The 21,898-nt window shown below is 54.0% G+C and carries 14 protein-coding genes; 9 read left to right on the top strand and 5 right to left on the bottom strand.

Features of this window, described 5'->3' with window-relative positions; genetic code table 11:
* Positions 1 to 48: 48 nt before the first annotated feature.
* Positions 49 to 1,650 (bottom strand): RNA repair transcriptional activator RtcR, encoded by a 1,602-nt coding sequence (gene rtcR, locus RMSM_RS09005; protein ID WP_008694433.1) that lies wholly within the window; start codon positions 1,648 to 1,650, stop codon positions 49 to 51.
* A gap of 263 nt (positions 1,651 to 1,913) precedes the next feature.
* Between rtcR and RMSM_RS09000 the strand changes: the two genes are divergently transcribed.
* Both RMSM_RS09000 and rtcA read left to right on the top strand, forming a co-directional pair.
* Positions 1,914 to 3,419, top strand: coding sequence for an RtcB family protein (locus tag RMSM_RS09000; RefSeq protein ID WP_040764927.1), 1,506 nt, complete (start codon positions 1,914 to 1,916; stop codon positions 3,417 to 3,419).
* On the top strand, positions 3,412 to 4,452 hold the full coding sequence (gene rtcA / locus RMSM_RS08995) for an RNA 3'-terminal phosphate cyclase (RefSeq protein WP_008694431.1): 1,041 nt from the start codon (positions 3,412 to 3,414) through the stop codon (positions 4,450 to 4,452). Before RMSM_RS09000 ends, rtcA begins: the two co-directional genes overlap by 8 nt.
* Before the next feature lie 275 nt (positions 4,453 to 4,727).
* On the opposite strand, the gene RMSM_RS08990 is transcribed toward rtcA, so the two are convergent.
* Complete coding sequence (locus RMSM_RS08990) at positions 4,728 to 6,881, bottom strand: M3 family metallopeptidase (protein ID WP_040764926.1); 2,154 nt, start codon at positions 6,879 to 6,881, stop codon at positions 4,728 to 4,730.
* 213 nt (positions 6,882 to 7,094) lie between these two features.
* Between RMSM_RS08990 and RMSM_RS08985 the strand changes: the two genes are divergently transcribed.
* Complete coding sequence (locus tag RMSM_RS08985) at positions 7,095 to 9,251, top strand: FAD-dependent oxidoreductase (protein WP_008694429.1); 2,157 nt, start codon at positions 7,095 to 7,097, stop codon at positions 9,249 to 9,251.
* A 322-nt stretch (positions 9,252 to 9,573) separates the two neighbouring features.
* Here RMSM_RS08985 and RMSM_RS08980 read toward each other — a convergent pair whose 3' ends face one another.
* Positions 9,574 to 10,773, bottom strand: coding sequence for a sugar transferase (locus tag RMSM_RS08980; protein WP_008694428.1), 1,200 nt, complete (start codon positions 10,771 to 10,773; stop codon positions 9,574 to 9,576).
* A gap of 1,405 nt (positions 10,774 to 12,178) precedes the next feature.
* Here RMSM_RS08980 and RMSM_RS08975 point away from each other — a divergent pair.
* From RMSM_RS08975 to RMSM_RS08955, 5 genes are read left to right on the top strand one after another with little or no spacing between them, the layout of a single operon-like run.
* Positions 12,179 to 13,111 carry a polysaccharide deacetylase family protein gene (locus RMSM_RS08975; RefSeq protein WP_008694424.1) on the top strand — a complete coding sequence of 311 codons (933 nt, stop codon included), beginning with the start codon at positions 12,179 to 12,181 and terminating at the stop codon, positions 13,109 to 13,111.
* Complete coding sequence (locus RMSM_RS08970; RefSeq protein ID WP_144057499.1) at positions 13,108 to 14,496, top strand: lipopolysaccharide biosynthesis protein; 1,389 nt, start codon at positions 13,108 to 13,110, stop codon at positions 14,494 to 14,496. Before RMSM_RS08975 ends, RMSM_RS08970 begins: the two co-directional genes overlap by 4 nt.
* Before the next feature lie 11 nt (positions 14,497 to 14,507).
* A complete protein-coding gene (locus RMSM_RS08965; protein ID WP_236622059.1) occupies positions 14,508 to 15,737 on the top strand; it encodes an O-antigen ligase family protein in 1,230 nt (409 codons plus the stop codon).
* Positions 15,724 to 16,746, top strand: a complete 1,023-nt coding sequence (locus tag RMSM_RS08960) for a glycosyltransferase family 2 protein (RefSeq protein ID WP_040764920.1) — start codon at positions 15,724 to 15,726, stop codon at positions 16,744 to 16,746. The genes RMSM_RS08965 and RMSM_RS08960 overlap by 14 nt, the downstream gene beginning before the upstream one ends.
* Positions 16,747 to 16,780: 34 nt before the next feature.
* Positions 16,781 to 17,953: a glycosyltransferase gene (locus RMSM_RS08955; RefSeq protein ID WP_008694417.1), complete on the top strand. Its 1,173-nt coding sequence runs from the start codon at positions 16,781 to 16,783 to the stop codon at positions 17,951 to 17,953.
* 208 nt (positions 17,954 to 18,161) lie between these two features.
* Here the strand turns inward: RMSM_RS08955 and RMSM_RS08950 are convergent, their stop codons facing one another.
* Together RMSM_RS08950 and RMSM_RS08945 are read right to left on the bottom strand one after the other, a co-directional pair.
* Positions 18,162 to 19,592, bottom strand: coding sequence for a GumC family protein (locus tag RMSM_RS08950; protein WP_081614084.1), 1,431 nt, complete (start codon positions 19,590 to 19,592; stop codon positions 18,162 to 18,164).
* A gap of 414 nt (positions 19,593 to 20,006) precedes the next feature.
* Positions 20,007 to 21,227, bottom strand: a complete 1,221-nt coding sequence (locus RMSM_RS08945) for a hypothetical protein (RefSeq protein WP_040764919.1) — start codon at positions 21,225 to 21,227, stop codon at positions 20,007 to 20,009.
* A 275-nt stretch (positions 21,228 to 21,502) separates the two neighbouring features.
* Between RMSM_RS08945 and RMSM_RS08940 the strand changes: the two genes are divergently transcribed.
* A complete protein-coding gene (locus RMSM_RS08940; RefSeq protein ID WP_008694412.1) occupies positions 21,503 to 21,886 on the top strand; it encodes an ArsR/SmtB family transcription factor in 384 nt (127 codons plus the stop codon).
* The last annotated feature ends 12 nt before the right edge of the window (positions 21,887 to 21,898 follow it).

Raw genomic sequence — 21,898 nt, 5'->3', positions numbered from 1 at the left:
CCAATGTCAACGTGAATTTTCCGATAGGACTCTGGTGACCCACCCTCTTTATCTAGCAATATCACTCCACTTGATCCCAAATTTCCCCAAATATTTCCGCAGCCGATCGGCATCGTTTGCCTTTTGCTTGGATTGCCGCGAAACCTGGAACAGCTCACGTCCGGCGGCAGACAGCGAAGCGGATTGCCAACAAACCTTGATCACTTCGGCGAGTGCAGCTTGATCAAATCGATCCATTTGCGCAATTTTGTTTTCATCCAGTACCGTTCTTAGCGTCGCTGCATGGCTGTCCGGTTTCTCGGATCCGTGCCAACTGTGTTTCAGCCGCGTGATTTCTTCGTCGACGACTTCGGTCGTGATCCGTCCGCCGGGGGCCAACGTTGCCATTCGCGTGATCGCTGCGTTTAAGTCACGAAAGTTGGCCTTCCAATGTGTCGCTGGATCATGAGCAAACGCGACGAACTTGTTGCGAGCTTCCTTGTTGAACGTCACCTTGCGTCCATGAGTCGTGGTGAACTTCTGTAGTTCGAAATCAATATTGGGATCGATGTCGTCGCGACGCTGCGCCAATCCAGGCAGCGAGAACGACCACAGGTTGATTCGGGCAAGAAGGTCCTCACGAAAATTGCCCTTGGCGACTTCTTGCTGCAAGTCACGGTTGGTGCCTGCGATCAATTGAAAATCGCTCGACGTCGCCACGTCCGAACCAACCGCCAGAAACGTTTTCTCTTCGATCGCGCGCAACAACATCGCTTGCTCGTCGGACCCCAGTTCACCAATCTCGTCTAAAAACAGCACGCCTCGATCCGCCGTTTTCAGCAGCCCCGATCGGGCAGCGGCCGCTCCGGTGAATGCCCCTTTAATATGGCCAAACAGTGTCGACATCGCTTGTTCACCGCGAATCGTCGCACAATTGACTTCGACCAACGGCCCGGCGACCTGTTGGCGATGGCGTTTGAGGGCAAAGATGCGTTGGGCTAGTTGCGACTTTCCGGCGCCCGTCGGACCACTCAATAGAATCGGCGCACGTGTTGCCAACGAAACCTGTTCGATCCGTTCGATCAACTGATTGAATGCTTTGTTCTTGGTTTCAATCCCTGACTTCAAAAACGACAATCCCTCTTGGTGTTCGGCCTGAAACCGGCTGGCCAATTGATCGTATCGCGATAGATCTAAATCGATCACGCTATAGATCCCGCGAGCATCCTTGCTGCCGCGTTTCGCAGGCGACGTCTGCAGCAGAGCGGCAGGCAAGTGACGCGATTCGGTCAACAGGAACAGACAAATCTGTGCGACATGGGTGCCTGTGGTGATGTGGGCGAGGTATTGCTCGCTATCAGTATCAAACGAATAGTCTCGCGTGAATTGATGCAGCATCGCATAGACTTCTTCGAAATCCCAAGGATCGCGAAGCTCGTTCCAATGAAGACACACGTCGGTCTCGGGCGAAACCGAACCCATGTCGGCGGCCACATCCGCTGCCAATGACTCGTGCCGTCGGTCACACAGCAATTCGAACCGATCGACAACCAAATCGGGCTGCTGACACACCGCAATACTGGGCCGCCAACCCGACCAACGGTCACCTCGCTTGGCCGATTGGTCCAATTGAGTACCCAGGAACCCGATGACGACGCGTGATTTATCCATGGGTGATATTATAAGCGACGATACAAAAAGATAAGAGTAATGGTTTCGCGGGTTTTCGGTTTTTATCGATGGAAATGCGTTAAGGTGTTTTGTAGTAACGGTTTAGGAATGTTGGTTGCGTGTTTGGCATGGTCTGTGCATTGGGAATCGTTTTGTAGCAACGCTCAAACCTTGTTGATCCCGCGTTGCGTTTCGTCTTTTTCATTTCTGCAGCCCAGCCCGATAAACTGGCTCGCAAGCTCACATCAAACGAAGGAATCGCAATGCATACGACGCTTCACAAACCTGCGCCGACCAAAATGATCGCTACTGGCGAAGCGACGGCGATTTTGCCGACGGAAACGACGCCCCCGATCAAAGTGATTGGGACCGAGGCGATTCGAGATACATTCGACGACGTCTGTTTGCAACAGGCGATTAATTCGCGATTGGCCCCCGGCGTGACCGATGTCGTGCTCAACCCCGATGCCCATCTTGGTTACGGAGCACCGGTGGGATGTGTGATGGTCTCGCCGACTCATATTTACCCAGGCCCGGTGGGAGTCGATATCAAATGCTCGATGAGTTTGTTGCAGTTGGATGTCCCTGCGGACGTCATCGAAGACCGACAAACCCGACGTGCATTGATCTCGGCGATTTGTCAACGCACTCCAACCGGAGCTGGCAAAGGACAGCGAAGTGCAAAGAAGTCTCGCCCCGTGAACCGCACGCTTGGCAAACAATTGGTGATCGAAGGAGCCAGTGAGAGCGTTTGTCAGCAACTTGGCATTCCCGCCGAGTGGGCCGATCGCTGCGAAGATTCGTTCCATCTCGGTCATGACGATACACGCGATGCGCTGGGGAATCGCTTGGACGTGCTGCTTGCTCAGCGTCATATGAGCAATTTTTCGGACAAGATGAGTCAACTTGGATCGTACGGCGGAGGAAACCATTTCGGTGAGTGCGAAGTCGTTCACGTTGCCGAAGATGATCGTTCACGTTCGGTGGCGGAGACGTTTGGACTTCGTGACGGAAAGGTTGCCTTTTTGTCACATTGCGGATCGCGAGGTTTCGGACATAACCTGGCATCAGGTCAATTCAAAACGTTGCAGCAAAAGTTCAGCAAGTGGGACATCCCCCTGCCTGCCGGCGATCGTCAACTGGTCTACGCACCTCTAGGAACAAGTGAAGCCGATGACTATTTGGACGATATGGCGTTGGGAGCAAATTTTGCTACCGCGAACCACTTGTTGATCAATGCTCTCGTACTAGAAGCGTTTCAAGAGGTATTGCCAGGAACGACGGGATCGTTGGTCTATTTCATCAGTCACAACATCGCTCGCAAAGAAAACATGGATAATCGGCCGACTTGGGTGCATCGCAAAGGAGCGACGCGTGCGTTTCCCGCGGGACACTATGCGCTTCGCGAGACCCCGTTTGCCGATAGCGGGCACCCTATTTTGTTGCCTGGAAATCCTCGTGATGGTTCGGCGGTGATGGTGGCCGATGCGGGAGCCGAGAAGGCGTGTTTCAGCGTCAATCATGGCGCCGGCCGCACGCTCGGACGACGTCATGCGAACCGTGTGCTAGATCAAGCGACGATTGACGATGAATTTGAGCAACATGATATCCTTAGCAATTGCCGCTTTTATCCCAAGGACGAAGCTCCGGCGGCGTACAAGGATTTCGAGGAAGTGTTGCGGTCGGTAAAGACCGCGGGACTGGCCAGCGAAGTGGCGCGTTTGAAGGCACGTTTTGTGATCAAGGATGCGAGTAAAGCGGATGATTGAAATTGATGGATCTCAGGGCGAGGGCGGCGGACAAATCCTCCGCTCCTCGCTCGCGCTCGCCGCGGTGACCAAACAACCGATCCGTTTGGTCAATATTCGTGCGGGTCGGCGAAAACCGGGATTGATGCGACAACACCTGACCTCGCTACGCGCTGTGGGTGAGGTTTGTGACGCAGCGATCCAGGGCGATTCGATTGGATCGCAAGCGGTCACGTTCGAGCCCGGCGAATCGCGTGGCGGCCAATTCGATTTCAAAGTCGGCACGGCGGGTAGCGCAGTGTTGGTGGCACAAACGGTATTGCCTGCGTTGATGTTGGCGGATCATCCCTCGGCCGTGACGTTCGAAGGAGGCACTCATAATCCGGCGGCGCCCCCGTTGGATTTTTTACGAGATTCGTTTTTGCCGCAATTGGCCAAGATGGGAGTCGACAGCGAACTGGCGATCGATGCCTACGGATTTTATCCCGCTGGCGGCGGAAAGTTTCATCTGCAGATTGCTCCGTGTTGCACATTGCGCGGGCTGACACTGACCGAATGCGACCAGAAAGCATCCCCGCAGGTGACCGCGATCGTCTCGGCGATTCCCAAGTCCGTGGGACAGCGTGAATGTGATACGATCCGGCGAAAAACAAATTGGGATCCTGACTGCTTTGCCGTCAAAGAGGTCGACGACCCGAGGGGACCAGGTAACGTGGTGATGATCCAGTGGGCAAGCCCGACTGTAACCGAAACGTTCACCGGATTTGGCAAGGTGGGGGTAAAAGCCGAACACATCGCCCGCGGTGTGCTGCGGCAAACGCGAGCTCATATCGCCCGCTCGGTTCCCGTCGGCGAACATCTAGCGGACCAGCTGATGTTGCCAATGGGATTGGCGGCATCGCAAGGCCGCTCGAGTGCATTCCGATGCGGTCCCTTGTCGATGCACAGCAAAACGCATCTGGATGTGCTGAAGATTTTTTTGGACATCAAGGTCGATGTCCAGCAGGACGACGAAAGCGACTCCGTGACCGTTTGTTTTCAGCCGCCTGAGTAACGAGACGCCGTCGCTCGCTTCACCCTTTCGGCGAAGACGGGAGGGTCGGAAATCGAGCCTTCAGCAAGATTTCTCGGGAAGGCCTGTCTCCGGCTCGCTTGCCCTTCACATCCGCTTGACCTCCACGAAAGCATTGGAGAGTTCCGCTACGAAAATGCTTCACAGCGTTAGCCAAAACGGCCAACAAAATAGATGGCTGAAGTCGTACAACTTCAGCCATCTACCGCTGCTTCGTCCAGACGGGTGAAGCAAATCGGTCGCCAAAATCGTCCGGTTTACTCCACCGGAAAACCTCGTTTGCGTAATAACGCGCTGGTGTCGACGTCGCGGCCACGGAATCGCCGGAATCCTTCGGCTGGATCAATCGTGTCACCAACGCTCATCACATTGTCGTGCAAGCTTTTGGCGGTCGCTTTGTCGTAGAAGCTGCCGGCTTCTTCGAACACTTCGACTGCATCGGCGGTCAGGGCATCGGACCACAGATAGCTGTAGTAACCGGCTGAGTACGAGTCGCTGCTGAAAATGTGAGCGAACTGAGGCGTACGATGACGCATCGGAATTTCCTCGGGCATACCAATTTCCTTTAGCGTCTGTTTTTCAAACGCGTCGGGATCGATCGACGTCTGGTCGGTGGTGTGCAATTTCATGTCGACAATCGCACTGGCCAAATATTCCACCGTGTCAAAGCCTTGATTGAATTTGGAGGCCTTCTTGATCTTCTCTAGCAGTGCCTGGGGCATCGGTTCGCCAGTTTCATAGTGCACCGCATATTGGCTGAGCACTTCGGGCGTGTCGAGCCAATGTTCCATGATCTGCGATGGAAACTCGACGTAATCACGCGCCACACTAGTTCCTGCTTGGGACGGATAGTTTACTTTCGAATTCAAGCTATGCAGGGCATGCCCAAACTCATGGAACAGCGTGACCGCGTCGTCCCACGAAATCAGCGACGGTTTACCCGCAACGCCTTTGATAAAGTTCGAATTGTTCGACACGATCGGCGTGATAGGTTCGTCAATGTTTTGCTGGCTGCGATAATCCATCATCCATGCACCACTGCGTTTACCTTCGCGAGCGTATGGATCGAGGTACCACAGCCCGACGTGTTTGCCATCCGCGTTTTCGACTTCCCAAACCCGGACATCGGGGTGAAAGACCGGGACGTCTTTGATTTCGTGGAACTGCAGTCCATACAGTTCTCCGGCGGCCCACATCATTGCTTCACGCAATTTTTCTAATTGCAGGTACGGTTTGACTTCGTTGAAATCAAGGTCGTATTTCTCTTTACGCACTTTCTCGGCATAGTAACGGTAATCCCATGGTGCGATGGTGATGTTGGCGTTTTCGGCATCCGCAACCGCTTGCATGTCGGCCACCTCTTCGCGAACACGTGCGACCGCTTTGGGCCAAACCTTCATCATCAAATCCATCGTCGCGGCGGGCGTCTTGGCCATGGTTGGTTCCAATCGCCACTGGGCGTGATTTTCATAACCGAGCAACTTGGCTCGCGCTGCACGCAAACTCAGGATTTCCGAGATGATTGCGTTGTTATCGTGGGCGTCACCGTTATCGCCGCGGTTGTAATATTTTCGCCAAACCGTTTCTCGCAAATCACGATTGTCCGCGTAGGTCAGAAACGGATCCATCGACGAACGCGTGTTGGTGACGGCCCATTTGTCGGCTTGGTTGCGTTCTTCGGCTGCCGATTTCATTGCCGCAACCACGCTGTCGGGCAATCCTGCCAAATCCGTTTCGTCGGCGATCCAAGTAACATGTCCCTTTTCGTCTTCGAGTACGTTTTGGCTGAAATCGGTAAACAGTCGCGCCAACCGCGTGTTGATTTGCGACAGTTTGGCCTTGTCGCTTGAATCCAGTTTGGCGCCTTGGCGAACAAAGGTTTTGTACAGATCGTCGACCAGTCGTTTTTGAGCGACGGTAAACGATTGCATCGCATCGCTTTGGTAAATCGCTTCGATGCGTTTGAACAGCTTTTCGTTTTGATAGATGCTGTCGCGGTACTCCGACAACTTCGGTGCAACCGCACGTTCGATATCGGGAATCGGGCCCACGTTTAGATTGCCGGTGTGGACATCGAACAGTGTTTCGACGCGCTCAAGTGTCTTGCCCGCTTTTTCCATCGCGACAATGGTGTTTTCGAATGTGGGCGGTTCGCTCTGGTGGGCGATCGCATTGAGTTCCTCAGTCGCGGCTTGGATTGCGGTTTCAATCGCGGGAAGAAATTCTTCCTGGCGGACCAGATTCCAAGGAGGAACGCCGCCGTAGGGACCGGTCCATGGTTTGAGCATTACAGAATCCGAACTCATTTCTTTTTTCTCAGCTTTTTCGTCGTTGGAGGCGTCAGCGGCAACTTCGGTCGCCGCCATGCACGCAGGAGCAATGAGGCAGACGCCCGCGACCCACGCGAACATCTTGGGGAATAGTTTTTCGGGGTGATTCACAGAGAATTCCTTGTTTTCAGTCGTCATCTTGAAGATGCAAGTGTGAATTGCATTCGCAGTTATTCTACAATGTCTCCGCCAGACGTCATCGTCGGCCAAAGGACGTGATTCGTTCTTTAGCCACTTGCGATGTCGGCGTCTCACCCACTCCCTTCCAAAAAATATCCTCCAGGATTTGCTACGATGAGTTGTCTGTTGTTCCCCCCACGCGTTTCCCACCGAATGCGGACGCTTGTGCCGCTGATTGCGTTCCTGTTTACCGTGGTGGTGTATCCAAATTGCCATGCAGCCGAATCGGCCCCGAAGCAATATGACCTTGTGGTCTACGGAGGCACATCCGCCGGGGTGATCGCCGCAGTGCAAGCGAAGAAGATGGACAAGTCGGTTGTGATCGTCGGCCCCGACAAACACCTTGGCGGTTTGACTAGCGGTGGGTTGGGGTGGACCGACACCGGCAACAAGTCGGTAATCGGCGGGTTGTCACGGGATTTCTACCATCGAATTTATAAAACCTATCAAAAGCCCGAAGCTTGGGTGCAGCAGTCACCGCAGCAGTATGGCAATAAAGGCCAAGGGAACCGTGCGATGGACGGCAAGAACCGCACGATGTGGATCTTCGAGCCGCATGTCGCCGAGCAGGTCTATGAAGATTACATCCGCGAATACGACATTCCGGTATTTCGCGAGGAGTATCTCGACCGCAAATCCGGCGTCACGATGAACGACGGACGGATCACTGCGATCCGCATGCTGAGCGGAAAGGCATTCGCCGGCAAAATGTTTATTGATGCCACGTACGAAGGCGACTTGATGGCCGCGGCCGGGGTCAGTTACCACGTCGGACGCGAATCCACCGCGACCTATGGCGAAAAATGGAACGGAGTGCAGACCGGTGTTCTGCATCATTCACACCACTTCGGCATCCTGAAAGAGCCCGTCAGTCCCTATGTCGTGCCCGGTGACCCCAGCAGCGGCGTCCTGCCACGCGTCAGTGCTGATCCGCCAGGCGAAAAAGGGGCCGGCGATCATCGCATCCAAGCCTACTGTTTTCGTATGTGCTTGACCAACGATCCGTCGAATCGAATTCCTTTCGCCAAACCCGAAGGCTACGATCCGTCGCAGTACGAATTGCTGGTTCGCATCTATCAGGCAGGCTTTAATCAAACGTTTGGCAAATTTGATCCGATCCCCAACCACAAAACCGACACCAATAATCACGGGCCGATGAGCACCGATAATATTGGGTTTAACTACGAATATCCCGAGGCGAGTTACGAGAAGCGTCGTGAAATTATCAAAGAGCACGAAACCTATCAAAAAGGTTGGCTGTATTTCATTGCCAACGATCCTCGTGTGCCTGAGAAGACCCGAGCCGAAATGAGACGATGGGGATTGCCCAAAGACGAGTTCGTGGATAACGGCAACTGGTCGCATCAGTTGTATATTCGTGAAGCACGCCGCATGGTCGGTAAATTTGTGATGACCGAGCATGAATTGCTAAAGCGGCGTGATACACCTGAGTCGGTGGGGATGGGATCCTATACCATGGATTCCCACAACGTTCAGCGTTACATCACCCCGGAAGGTCACGTTCAAAACGAAGGTGACATCGGGGTCAGCACCAATGGACCCTATGAAATCGCCTACGGTTCGTTGGTGCCGAAGAAACAGGAATGTGAAAACCTGCTGGTCCCGGTCTGTGTCTCGAGTTCGCATATCGCGTTCGGCTCGATCCGAATGGAACCGGTGTTCATGATCTTGGGACAGAGTTCGGCAACGGCTGCCGCGATGGCAATCGATAAAAATATCGCAGTGCAAGACGTCCCGTATGACCAGCTTCGTGAGCGATTGGAAGCGGATGGTCAAGTGTTGCATTACACGGGATCGACTAGCCATGCGGCACGCGAACGCGTCTATCTAAAAGATCTCGAGGGAACGGTCGTCGACGATTCCAAGGCTCAGTTGACTGGCACGTGGCGGCCTAGCACATCGTCATCCAAATTCGTTGAACATGGCTACGTCCATGACGACGACGCGGCGGACGGTAAAGCGACGATTGCGTTTGAGGCAACGCTGCCGAAAGCGGGCGAATACGAGGTGCGTCTCGCCTACCCGCCAAACTCCAACCGAGCCAGCAACGTCAACGTGATCGTTGATCATGCGGATGGTTCGACGGTCGTTCGCGTGAACCAGCAAACCAAGCCGCCGATCAAATCGCTGTTTGTATCGCTGGGCAAGTTTCGTTTCGATGCGGACCACAAGGCAAGCGTACGTATCACAAACGAGGGTACCAACGGCCATGTTGTCGCGGACGCGGTCCAGTGGTTGCCGCTGCCGTAGCGAAAGCCGTCAACGGCTTGGCCATTTGTTGGTCTTTTCAGCCGCGATGCACATGAGAGTGCGTCCGGCTTAGGCTGGACAGCGCCACTTTGAATTAGCTGCGGTTTTTGCGGAGCGAACCGTGGCTAGCGGCTTGTTGATTTAGTGAGCCGCTCGCGCGTGAGCGGCCGGGTGCCACGCATTACCCGGTGCCTTACGGCCCACGGCTCACCATACGATTTGCATTTCGATCAAATCAACAAGCCGCCAGCAGGCTGTTGATTTAGTCGTACGATGGACTTCCTAGTCCGTCGAGTACATTGTTGCACCGGATGGTTTCGGTCTAGCGGCTGCCTTTGGCGCGAAGCGGGACGCCGACGGTTTGTGCCATCAGAGAAACGTCTTTCCAGAGGTTGGCATTATCGACATAGGCCAAATCCATTCGCATCCATTCGTCAAAAGTATCTGCCTTTTCTTTGGCAACCTGCCAGTTGCATGTGATACCGGGCCGAACGTCCAATCGGCGTCGATGCCACGGTTGGCACGCTCGACTTTCGCTAACAGGAAGTGGTCGAGGGCCGACGATCGACATGTCGCCTCGTAGCACGTTCCACAGTTGAGGTAGTTCGTCAACGCAAGTGGATCGTAGCAACTGGCCAAACCGAGTGACACGAGGGTCGTTGCGCATCTTGAATGCGGGGCCGTCGCGTTCGCTCTTGTCTCGCAACCCGGCTTGCTGCGATTCCGCGTTGACAACCATCGTCCGCAATTTGTAAATCGTAAACGGCACCCCGTCACGGCCTTCGCGTGATTGCAGAAAGAAGGCGGGGCCACCGTCGCGTTTAATGACGGTTGCTGCTAATGCGATCACGGGTGCCGCGAATAACAAACCCACACTGGCGACGGTAACGTCAAATGTTCGTTTGATGATCGAATCGACTTGAAAGCTGACGTTGCTGACACGCGTCGACATCAGATCGAATGCTTCGCTGGAATGCGGCGTTGCCATCCGCGTCCCGCTGCCGATCAACTCGTCGTCGTGAAATCGGCGGCGGTCTCGTCCAACGGGGTGTTTGTCGTGAAGTCGCACTTTGGTTCCGCCCGACTTTGGGTCTCCGCCGTTTGCGGAGGAGTCGTCTGAATCGTCGTTGTTGAACGACTGTGGGTCATAAACGCTAAGTGAGATTTCAGCCTTTAGGTGTGCGGTGCTCAGTAGTCCGTTTAAGCGATCCATGACAATACGGCCACCCATCTCGGGTGTGTCAACTAAGAGCACGCCGATGGTGAAGCGATTGATATGCCCCTTTTCGTCGCTCATCCGCACGTTGCGGCGAACCAACTTGGCCAGGCTGCGAGTGTTTTTTGTCGTTCGGTGACCGCCACAAAGTTCGATTTTCAAAACGCAAAATGGAATGTTACGTCGCACGGTTCGGGCACGCTCGCGGGCGATCTCACGATCAAATTCACGACCCGTCAAGATCCATGTGTTGATGCGGCGTCGAGTGGTGTAGTTGGTCGCATAACGTGAAATCAGTTTTAGCACGGTGCACGTCCAATAGCAGAGGTAGAAAAGATCAAGATGGTGTGATTCAGCATAGCTTTATTGTGAATGGTTACGGAGATCGCAACGCCCTTCCCCCCCTCTCGAGTCGGGCCCATCCACTTCGGTTTTAAAGATACAAGTCCAACTGATTTTGAACAGTGTAACGAGTGCATGAATTAGGGGAATGCAAATCTTTGCTGAGCAAATTTCTTGCAATTTATGAGAACCGAGTCTAATTGCAACTCCTGCGATGCCTATCATCAATTTGGACTGTCCATCCAAAATCATAATGATTCCATGTGCAATGGAGCGCAGTACGGATGCGATCAGATCGATAACTCGCTCGGTTAGCGGTGACGTGATGCACGCAGACTGAGGTTTATGGTGCTGAGTATGGCAATGGTTTGTGACCTGGGTTGAGGTCGGGGTGGACGATAGGCCGCGATGCTGTTTGTTTGGTATCAAAGGCCGTCCATTGATGAGAATGCCGAGAGCGGGTGCCACGACCACGGCGTGCATCCAATCCCCGGTGGAGACACGAGTGAAGTTTCCCCGGTTTTAACGAGGTTTACGGCTCGGCGGCGTCTGTTGGTCCGTTTGCGAGTGCCGCTTGGATCGATCGGTTGCGGCAGCGATGATATCGAGAAAGCAGATCGAAGAAGATTTAATGAATAAATGTAGAAGGGTTATTGCTAGTTATCTCGATCGCGATTCTGGTGCAACTTTGAGTTGATAAAGACAGTTAGTAGGTCTACCAGATGCGCCGCGACAACGCCTGTCGATATTACTGAGGATGGATCGTTTCGGTATTGCTAAATTTAATGATTTTACGCTCTATAGCCATCTGATTCTGATAGGGGTTTCCCCCGACCTGTTCTTGCAGATTTCCGTGATAATCGAGTGGCATTTTAACGTAGAATCCGCGTAGTTATGATAATCCGCCATGTGTTCGATGCCGCGAATTCACTTTGAATTTGAGGTTGTCGCGTTTGATTCACGAAGCATACTAATTGCAGTCGCGTGATCCCGTTTTGAACGAGCGAGAAAGGCTTATTGAATGTCCGTTTGCCCCCGTATTGTTAGGAACGGTTTGCGTGGTGGGGGGGAATAACGGAGGAGACGGAGTTCGCCGGTCGGCGGCCAGTGGACGAGGTTCTAACGGCTGAAGAAACCGGGGCCGCTGAAGAACACGAGGGCGCTGAAAAACACGGGGCCGAAGGACTCGTAGTGTACTGCGTATTGTGGTTTTTGCGATGATATCGCGGTCGACGTGCAGGTGCCCTCGAGGATTGCTACCCGCAGCAATCGTGCCCAGCGAATTGTATTTGAATTCTTGCGTTTGATCGAACTAACCGAATTATCCGAAGGCTCCGAATTGCCAGAGCCGTCTTTGTGAAGAACAACGTTGTCAAATTCTTTTTATTCGCGTATCGCTGCACTTCAACGTGAATGGAAACAGAGTGTCATTGTCCGCACTCCACTGGCACTGGCGATTGCGGCGGGCGGGCGGACTCGCGTTCCCGATGCGTTTGGTATTTTGATGTACCATCGCGTTACCGACGCGGTGCCCGGCTATCCTTTCCCGACTCTCAACGTTACGCCGGAGCGTTTTCGGTGTCAATTAAGTGGATTGTTAAAACGAGGCCATCAGGCGTGGCCTCTGCGACGAGCGCTGGCGGCACATGCTGCGGGGGAAGTGATTCCACGTAACGTCTTTGTGGTGACTTTTGACGATGGCTATGCGAACAATTTCACGCAAGCTTTTCCGATTCTTCAAGAGCTTGGGATTCCCGCAACGATCTTCATCGCCACCGCGTATCTGGATACCAACGAGCGATTCCCTTTCGAAGATTGGGCGCCGGCTGGATCCGCCGCCGTTCCTGCGGATTCGTGGCGTCCATTAACGACTGACGAATGCCATGCGATGATCGACAGTGGCATGATCGAGCTTGGTGCCCATACGCACACTCATACTGCATACCGCCACCAACCCGAGCCGTTTCGCGAGGATTTGCTAACGTCGATGCAGATTCTACGCGAGCGATTTGGGTATGATGATTTGACATTCGCGTTTCCGTTTGGCAAGCGGCATCATGGATTGGCCGGACCGACGATGTCGCCAGCCGCACGCCAAGCCGGTGTGTTGTGTTCACTGACCACCGAAAATGAATTGGTCAGCCCCGACAGTGATCCTTATGATTGGGGGCGGTTCACGGTTTGCCAAGGCGATACGGGGGCTACGATCTCGGCCAAACTGAATGGATGGTATAATTTTATCCGTGACGGATGGCGTGGGATCCGTCGACGTACCCGAGTAGTTGGCGCGGTTACGACGTGAGATTACCTGCACTATTACGGCGGAACCTATCACCTGCGTCCCCGGACGTGATTGGCGATGTTCGTATGCCGGTTTCGGATCGATTGCGAAACGTACTGCAAAGTCCCAATTTGCGTGGGGGATCGCTATCGGTGCTGGACCAAGGGATCGTCAGCGCCACCAATTTTCTGACCACCGTGATGATTGGCAGGTGGTGTGGTCAAGATGGGCTCGGGATCTACTTTCTCGCGTTCAATATCGTATTGCTATCGCGAAATATTCAATATCAATTAGTTGCTGGCCCTTACACCGTTTTCGCGCATCATCGATTGCCGAACCAACGAGCATCGTATGATGGCAGCACGCTGGTTCATCAATCGCTGTTAGCCCTATTTGCGGCAGTGATGACGTGGTTGTCGATTCGATTTTTGATGCCCGATAGTGACTTGGCTTCTGGCGGGATACTGTTGGTCGTGCTGACGCTAACGCTGCCATTTATTCTGTTTCGTGAATTCATTCGCCAAGTGGAATTGGCGCATCTGAATCTGATCAGTGTGGTCTCGATTGATGCCGTTGTCGCTGTGGTACAGCTTGTCGGTCTAGTGTCACTTGGTTGGCTCGGGGTGATCAGCGTCGGACGTGCATTTGCGTTGATTGGTGCCGGATCGTTATTGGCGGGAATCGGTTGGTTTGTCACGCGGCGACCAAAATTTGAATTTCACGTGCCTGAGATTTTGGCCGATTGGCGGAAAAATTGGTCCTTTGGTAAATGGGCATTGGCAAGTCATTTGACCGGCAGTTCGATGCCTTATTTGATGCCATGGATCACCGTGGTGGTCCGAGGTGAAGAGGAAACGGGGCTTTTTGCGGCCTGCACGACTTTGATTGGTTTGTCAAACGTGGTGGTGCTGGGGATCGATAGCTTTTTGACCGCACGCTGTGCCGCTAGTTTTGCCAGCGGGGGAACGCAGGCTTTAAAGGGGATCCTGTGGCGTTTCATGGTGATCTTTTTAGTTCTGGTTGGCTTTTTCTGCTTAGCCGTGATCGCGATGGGCGGACCGGTCGTTCAGTGGTTATATGGGGCAAAGTATGTCGGTGCGGGGCCGATCATGGTGTTGTTGGCGTTTGGGGTTTTAGCGCGTTCGATGGGGATTGTTGCCGGTGCAGGAATCTGGGCGATGCATCTGCCCAAGGCCAATTTGATCTCTGACGTATTGACGCTGGTTGTTGCCATGGCGGTGACCTATTTTGTGGTCGAATCGCATGGGGTATTGGGTATCGCGATGGCAACATTGGCAGGCTCGCTGGTCGGCGCGATTTCGCGAGGCACAACCGTCATCTACTTGTTGCAACGTGTCACGCTCACTGAATCGGATGACGCCATCGCGTTATCGGTGAACCAATGAGGGGCTCGCAAGTGATACAACCGCGACTCGGCTATTTATTCGTTCTAAGCGTTCCAATGTGTGCGGCCGTCGCAACGCCACGTGGTTTGGAATTTGGCGGACTTAATTACACCGGTTGGTTGTGGTTGGGGATGCTGGTCTTGGGCGTGCTGTTGATCATGATCGAAAAGGCAATCTTTCGTGATCAGCGATGCGTGCGTTTCCCGGTGATTCCATGGGCCGCCTATTTCGGTTTCAACTGGATTTCATTAATTTGGGCCGATGATTTTGGGGCTCGCAATGTGCAGGATGCGATGCAGGTCAGCATGCCATTGGTGATCGGTGCTGCCGCCTCGATGTTCGTCGAAACCGACGGTCAGTTACGCTCGCTGCAGCGGGTTTTTGTAATCTCGATGCTGCCTCTATTCGTGTCGCTGATCATCTGGAAACTGGACCTGATGCCGTCGCTTGACTTTGACACCGGGATGCGTCCGTTGGGACTGACGGTGGGTTTGATTGGGTGTGTTTTCCTGGCCATGACACCCCCGAAATATTTGCTGGCGGTCACAGGTTGGGCGGTCAGTTTGGCGATCTGTTTCGCCTCGGGAGGGCGAACGGTCACGTTGTCGATTCTGGCGTTGCCGATGCTGCATCCACGTATCGGTACGAAACTCGGCCGTGTCGCGTTGTGTGTGCTAATGTTGGTATTAGCCGTGGTCGTATTTCATTCGGATAGCTTCCAGCAACGGTTCTTTTATTCGGGCCATGGAACGCTCGAAGATTTGATGGCGGGGGATGTCCGTGGTTCAGGCCGTTTCGACGCTTGGCCCAAAATCTTGGACCATGCGATGTTAAATCCTTGGCTCGGCCACGGAATCGGATCGGCTTATGATTACGTTGCCATCGTGTGGCCCGGGATGAATCATGTCCAAAACGATTACCTACGAGTCTTTTACGAAACCGGTGCCGTCGGATTTGTCATTTTTATTGTGGTTGCCATTTGGCAGACCATCAATCTGTTCGCCCACGTGCGATCGAGCACGGGATTGGTCCAGCAGACATTTTTGGCCGCATGGTTGGGTTGGTCGCTGTTTCTAATCAATGCAACGACCGGCAATCCGATCTCCTACAACCTGTGGTTCATGAACCCGCTCTTTGCATTGATGGGCGCGGCTTATGGTGTCCACGCCTTACAGTCCGACGCGTCGTCGTCCGTTTCGCCTGATCCTCAAGATAACCTTGATTTCTATGACCAAGCCTGATATTTCGATCGTCATTTGTACGCACAAACGTCCCGATATGCTTAAGGACGCATTGTCGAGTTTGATTCGCCAAGAGACTGATGGTGAATTCACGTACGAAGTGCTTGTTGTGTTTTCGTCGTGTCCGATCGAACAAAAACTGATTGACGATCTGCAGCAGCAGACCGACGCACCCCTGCGTGCGGTGATGCAAACGCGGCCTGGTCAAGTCGCCGCCCGAAACCTCGGGCTCGATGAAGCCCATGGTGAGTGGATTGCAAATTTTGACGATGACCAAATTGCCGAACCTTACTGGTTGAAAGAGTTGTGGAAGACAGCGGTCGAGCATCAATGCGAATGTGTCGGTGGTGCTTTGCAGCTTCATTTCCCGGATGGTTGTGATCGCAAATTGACTCCGAAAATGCAGCGGATGCTCGGGGCAACCGTGCCTTGGGATACCGTTCGTCCTTATACCGACCAACAAGGTCCCGGTTCGGGAAACCAGATGTTGCACCGGCGTGTGTTTGAAAAGCTCGGTAAATATGACGAGTCGTTCACGCTCCGCGGTTACGACACCGATATGTATCGACGCATCCGCATGGCTGGGTTCAAGTCTTGGTTCAATCCGCGTGCGCTCGGGTACCACGTGACGCCGTCGTCACGATTAGAAGACCAGTACTTTAAAGAAACATCGCTACACAACGGCTGGAGTTTTTCACGACGCGATCAACTAGAGCGTGGCTCGTTCAAAACGTTGTTGATTGCGGCGGCGCGAGCGGCTCAGTCAGCGCTGGTTATTTGGCCTGGAATGCTCGTTTCGCGAATCACCGGCGGATCGAGTGACAATATTGACCGGCCGATCCAACTGTGGCGTAACGAAGGCTACATTCGCTGTACCCTTCATACGTTATCGCCAAAAATGTTCCCGCAACGTCGTTTCTTTGATCGTTACGAGTTTCGTTCCGAGGTTCGTATGGCGAAACTAACGAACGCATCGGTGGCCACCGAGCCCGTGACAACGCAAGCTTAATCTGGCTTGTTCATTTCGAATTGGAAGGGCGACGATGCGAATACTGTTGTGTCATAACTACTATCAACAAGCCGGTGGCGAGGATCAATCGTTTGCCGAAGAGGCGGACCTTGTTACCCGGCATGGGCACTCGGTCGTTCGCTACACGCTGCACAACGATGCAATCAAGACGATGGGAAAGTTGGAGGTTGCGTCACGGACGATTTTTAATCGGCAATCCTATCGCGATCTGCGTCGATTGATCCAGCGCGAGAAACCCGATGTAATGCACTGCACCAATACGTTTCCGCTGATATCGCCTGCGGCCTATTACGCGGCGAATCGCGAACGGGTGCCGGTAGTGCAGTCCCTGCGGAATTATCGCTTGATGTGTCCTGACGCCTACTTGTACCGCGACAACAAACCATGCGAACTGTGCGTGGGTAAATTGGTTCCGTGGCCTGCGATCAAGCATCGGTGTTATCGTGGCAACCGGGCTGCCACCGCGACGGTCGCCTCGATGTTAACGGTCCATCGGTTGTTGGGCACCTACCAACGCCGCGTTGGCATGTTTTACGCTTTGACCGAATTTGGTCGGCAAAAGTACATCCAGGGTGGTTTGCCCGAGCAGAAATTGGCGGTGATGGCCAATTTCCTCGATTGTGATCCTGGCGTCGGGACCGGGACGGGCGGCTATGCGTTGTTTGCTGGCCGCTTGTCGCCTGAAAAAGGCTTGGACACGCTGCTGTCGGCGTGGCGACGGATGTCTCCGGCGATCCCACTGAAAATCGTCGGCGATGGTCCAATGGCTGACGCGGTGCAGCAAGCCGCAGCGGAGAATCCGGCGATCACTTGGCTTGGCCGGCGGCCGAATCAAGAGATCTTGAGCCTAGTGGGCGAAGCGTCCTGTTTGATCTTTCCTTCGCTCTGGTACGAGGGCTTGCCGCGTACAATTGTCGAAGCGTTTGCTAAAGGAACTCCCGTGGTCGCGTCGAATCGAGGCGCGATGGCGGAATTAATCGACCACGATCACTCGGGGATCTTGTTCGAACCCGCCGATCCCGACGCGTTGGCAAATTGTGTCAGTGAAGAGTCGCAGCGAGCTGATGGATGGCAGCGTATGCGGTCCGCAGCACGCCAACGCTACGTGGACAAACACACCGCCGAAATTTGCTACGGCCAATTGATGGAGATTTATCGTCAGGCACGTGAGAACAGTGCGACTTGAGCAGCTAGGCGACTGTTGGCCGCTTTGCCGCACGCTGTGAAGCATTTATCGCTATAAGGAAAACGCGAATTCACTGTAGCGGAAGTCGCAGAGACTTTTGGCCACGCGACTAAAACCGAAACTCTCTGCGAGTTTCGCTACGACAAAATGCTTCACCGCGTTCCGCTTTGACGCTAGCTCGCCGCAGCGTAGATGACGCTCGATTCCATCAGCCTTTTTGACGGGCCAAGTACTCGGGTTTGGGAACCGGAGAATAGGATTCGCGTCGCCATTCGGCGGCCGGTGACGGATCATGCTGGATCACGGGTTCGCGGAAGTATTCGATCAGCAGAGCCAATCCACAACTGGCCATCAACGCCAACATGAAACCTGCGACCATGGCGAGTTTCTTTTTGGGGGCGACGGGAATGGCGACGAACGTCGGTGCTTGCATGACGCTGACGTTCGAGATCTTTTCGAGCTGCATGGCTTCGTCAATTCTTGCTTGTTCTCGACGCTGCAGATTTGCCAAGTACTCAGATTCGAGTTGGTTGACTCGCCGTTCGCCTTGTGCCAAGACAACCTCTTGGTCGTTCAACGCCAGCAGGTCCTCGTGTAGTTCGGTCTGGTATTGGACCAACGAATCGAGGCGGGCACGCAAGGCTTTGACCTCAGCCTCTTCGACAGCAATGATCGCCGACTGCATGCTGGAATGAGTCGGTGTTTCATCGTCAAACACGCTACGGAGTGTTTCCAATTGGTGATGGACCGCTGCGACTTCGGGATGATCATTGGTTTTACGAGCGAGCAGGTCCTTTTCTTTCGCTTCGAGCTGGAAAAGCTGCTCACGCATTGCCGCCAATCCATCATTGGGTTGGCCGCCGACCATTTGGCGAACCAAAGATTGGGGCAGTTGGGACAGATTGTCACGCAACGCTAACATTTTCGCTTCCGACGAAGCGAGGTTGGTACGCGACTCGGCAACGTCGCGATCGACGCGGGCGAGTTCTTCTTCGAGTCCGCGGCGTCGCCCTTCGTACGATGCCAATTTATAGTTACTCTTGAGGTCACGTAGTTCCAGATTCGCTTTTTCAAGTTGCTGTTGAAGCGATTGCGTTTGCGTATCAAAGAAATCAAACGATCCACTGCTCCGCGTCACTCGCATGTGCTCATCACGAAACGTGGCTAAGATTGCGTCGAGAGTCCGTTGCGCCAGTTCGGGCGTTTCTCCTTTGCAGGAAACGCGGATCACGTACGAGGATCGTGGCGACGAAATGGTCACCTTTTTCGCCAAGTTCGAGATCGCAATTTCACGCTCCCGTGGCGTTGCAAATGTCATGTCGCGTGAGAATTTCTCGAACACTTTTTCGATGATCGATCGGCTTTCCAGATGCTCGATCAGCGAATTGATGTCGGCTTCTCGACTCGCATTCAGGCTGACGGTTTGCCCAGTCGACGCGGTTGAGTCCAATCCGACGTTCTCGCGACCAAGCCGTACAAACAACTTGGCTTCGGATTCATAGGTATCCGGAAATTGAAACAGGACGGCAGCAAGTCCGATCATCGACAACACGACCAAGATGCTGATCATTTTCCAATGGCTGCAAAACACATCGGTGATTTCGCGTAAAGTCCAGTTGCGTGAGGACATGGCTGGCATAGTTCCGCTCCGGTTGTGCGGGTTGGATGAGTTGTAGCGACAGCGGAATCAGCAGCCGTTATCAATAGGCGTGGTGTGGGGGCGTTTGGGGAAGTCTCGCGGTGGTTTACGGTCCCCGATTGATTCCTGAAATGTGGCTTTTTCGAGCCATTCGGCAGCATCTAGGTTGACTTTGCCGCATGTGCAAAAAGCGTGGTTTCAGTCTACTTCCTCGACGTTGATCGTCTAGGCGTCGTTTGCGGGAATTCGGACATATCGCCGTTGCCCTCGCTGGGTTGGTGTTCGGCGATCTGCATCCGACTGCGGGTAGGGAATGGATCACAACAGCGTTTCGCGGGGCGGAGCGGCCCACTAAGTTCCCTCGCTCCAGGCATCGACGTTGCAGACTTATTGCCTGTAACCTTTGCGGGACGACTAGCTGCGGTCACTCGACTCTTGGTTTTTCGATTGCTTTTCGATCAGTCCGTTAATGCGTTCCCGGACCTGTTTACGCGATACTTCGTCGTCCGCGGCGGTGGCGGGAAAACCCAAGTCGTCAAACAGGAAGCTAAACGTCGGATGTTGCTCGGCACGGGCGAATCCGATGTCTGCAAGCGAGGCGTCATGCAGCAATGCGATCGTTGCCATCGCGACGTCGCCCAATTGAGTCGTCAATTTTTCACCGCGAGCATATCCGCGCTCGCTGACGACACGTGTGTCATCGAGCAAATTGGCCACCAGCGTCGTGTCACCTTTGTCGCCAAAACGTGAAATCGTTTGCAGGGCGATCGCAATCGTTTCGACCGACGTCGCTTCGGCCAATGTGCGTCGCGCCAACGGCAGAGCACCCTGCAAATCCCAGCTCATCGCAAAGAACAAGGTCTCAGCCCGATTGTTCAGACTGCTGCGGTTGAGCCATCCGCTGACCAATGCATCCGTAGGACCACCGAGTTGAATGTCGCGATGGAGGCGATTGGCTGCTTCTTTTCGCAACAGCGAGATCATCAAGCTTTCGAAATCTTGATTGAACGGCACGTTGGGATCGTTTGCTGGTAACAGCAACGCGATCACATCGGCACGACTGGGGACTTCCAATTGAACAAACATTTTGTTTTGCACGCGGCCCATCGCTGCGGTCATCGCCATAAAGCGTTCGCGCGGCGACCCCGCCAACGATTTGGTGATATCGGGATGTTCGACCATCAGTTCGACAAACATTTCACGAACACTCGGTGAATCCCCCATGAAATCCTGGGTCTCTCGCCATCCATCAAACTCGATCTCATCGCCGGCCAAGAAGGAATCGATGCGAATTTGCAGATCGCCTTCGGTCAATTGTCGCACCAACTGCTCGGTTCTCAGACGGACCTCAGGGTCGGTCGCGTTTGCGGATGCTTCACGCAATTCAGGCAAGATTTCGATGCCGCGTTCGATCAAACGGCTTGCCGCTCGTTCTCGCATCGCAAACGAATCGGCTCCGAGATCCTCGATCCATTTCCGCACCGTCGGATCGTCGCGGTCCGAGTCCGCTTGTTCGGTCACCGCTGCTGTTTCCGAAGTTTCCTGGGCCATTGCCATGCCGTGCCCGCGGCTGATCGCCGCAGCGGTCACGATGACGGTCAAAATCACACGGAACGTGGATACGTGAAGATGCATTTTTTTCTCGAGGCGGAGATAAACCAGGACGGTGAAACAATGCAATAAATGGGATGGGGCCACCGCGATCGTAACGAGCAATCTCATTGTAGCGAAAGAGTGCGATGCTGGCCGCCCCGTAAAAACACCGTGTTTTGCTATACTTTGGCCCCTACGCAGGCTTCCGGCTCTGATTTGCTGCAGCCTGTCCCCCCCAGGGATTGTTTGATTTCAAATCGCTCGGTTTCGATTGACACCTCGTCAGCTCGCGATAGGTTAGTGGTCGGAGGTCTTTTATGGCAAAGAAGAAAGCGGCAGCGAAGTCCGCAAACGCGGTTGGCCGCGAAGCGACGAAATCGCGTGAATCGGCGAAACGGGATAGACAGCAGACTCGCATCGGCAGCGCGGCGTTTGCCGAAGCGGCGGAATGTTTAAAGACAATTGCGCATCCAGTGCGATTGCGGATGATCCAGTTGCTGTTGGACGGACGCTACACCGTCGGCGAACTTGCCGCCGATTGTCAGATCCCCGACAACGTGGCCTCCGAGCACCTGCGTCTGATGCAACGTTGTGGATTCTTCACCAGCCAACGCGAAGGCCGCCGCGTCTACTACCAAGTCGCCGAGCCACACCTGAAGCAATTGATGGCCTGTATCGAGGGCCGTTTCCTACAAACCTAAAGACGCAACTTT

The sequence above is a fragment of the Rhodopirellula maiorica SM1 genome, from assembly GCF_000346295.1.
Lineage (GTDB): Bacteria > Planctomycetota > Planctomycetia > Pirellulales > Pirellulaceae > Novipirellula > Novipirellula maiorica.
Note: the sequence above shows the minus strand (reverse complement) of the source record. Positions and strands in the feature narration are given on the sequence as shown.

Bases quoted from the DNA above. Each gene is read 5' to 3' on its own strand.
- RMSM_RS09000 (WP_040764927.1), top strand. From the start codon at position 1,914: ATGCATACGACGCTTCACAAACCTGCGCCGACCAAAATGATCGCTACT.
- RMSM_RS08950 (WP_081614084.1), bottom strand. From the start codon at position 19,592: ATGCCAGCCATGTCCTCACGCAACTGGACTTTACGCGAAATCACCGAT.
- RMSM_RS08940 (WP_008694412.1), top strand. From the start codon at position 21,503: ATGGCAAAGAAGAAAGCGGCAGCGAAGTCCGCAAACGCGGTTGGCCGC.
- RMSM_RS08955 (WP_008694417.1), top strand. From the start codon at position 16,781: ATGCGAATACTGTTGTGTCATAACTACTATCAACAAGCCGGTGGCGAG.
- rtcA (WP_008694431.1), top strand. From the start codon at position 3,412: ATGATTGAAATTGATGGATCTCAGGGCGAGGGCGGCGGACAAATCCTC.
- RMSM_RS08960 (WP_040764920.1), top strand. From the start codon at position 15,724: ATGACCAAGCCTGATATTTCGATCGTCATTTGTACGCACAAACGTCCC.
- rtcR (WP_008694433.1), bottom strand. From the start codon at position 1,650: ATGGATAAATCACGCGTCGTCATCGGGTTCCTGGGTACTCAATTGGAC.
- RMSM_RS08990 (WP_040764926.1), bottom strand. From the start codon at position 6,881: ATGTTCGCGTGGGTCGCGGGCGTCTGCCTCATTGCTCCTGCGTGCATG.
- RMSM_RS08985 (WP_008694429.1), top strand. From the start codon at position 7,095: ATGAGTTGTCTGTTGTTCCCCCCACGCGTTTCCCACCGAATGCGGACG.
- RMSM_RS08945 (WP_040764919.1), bottom strand. From the start codon at position 21,227: ATGCATCTTCACGTATCCACGTTCCGTGTGATTTTGACCGTCATCGTG.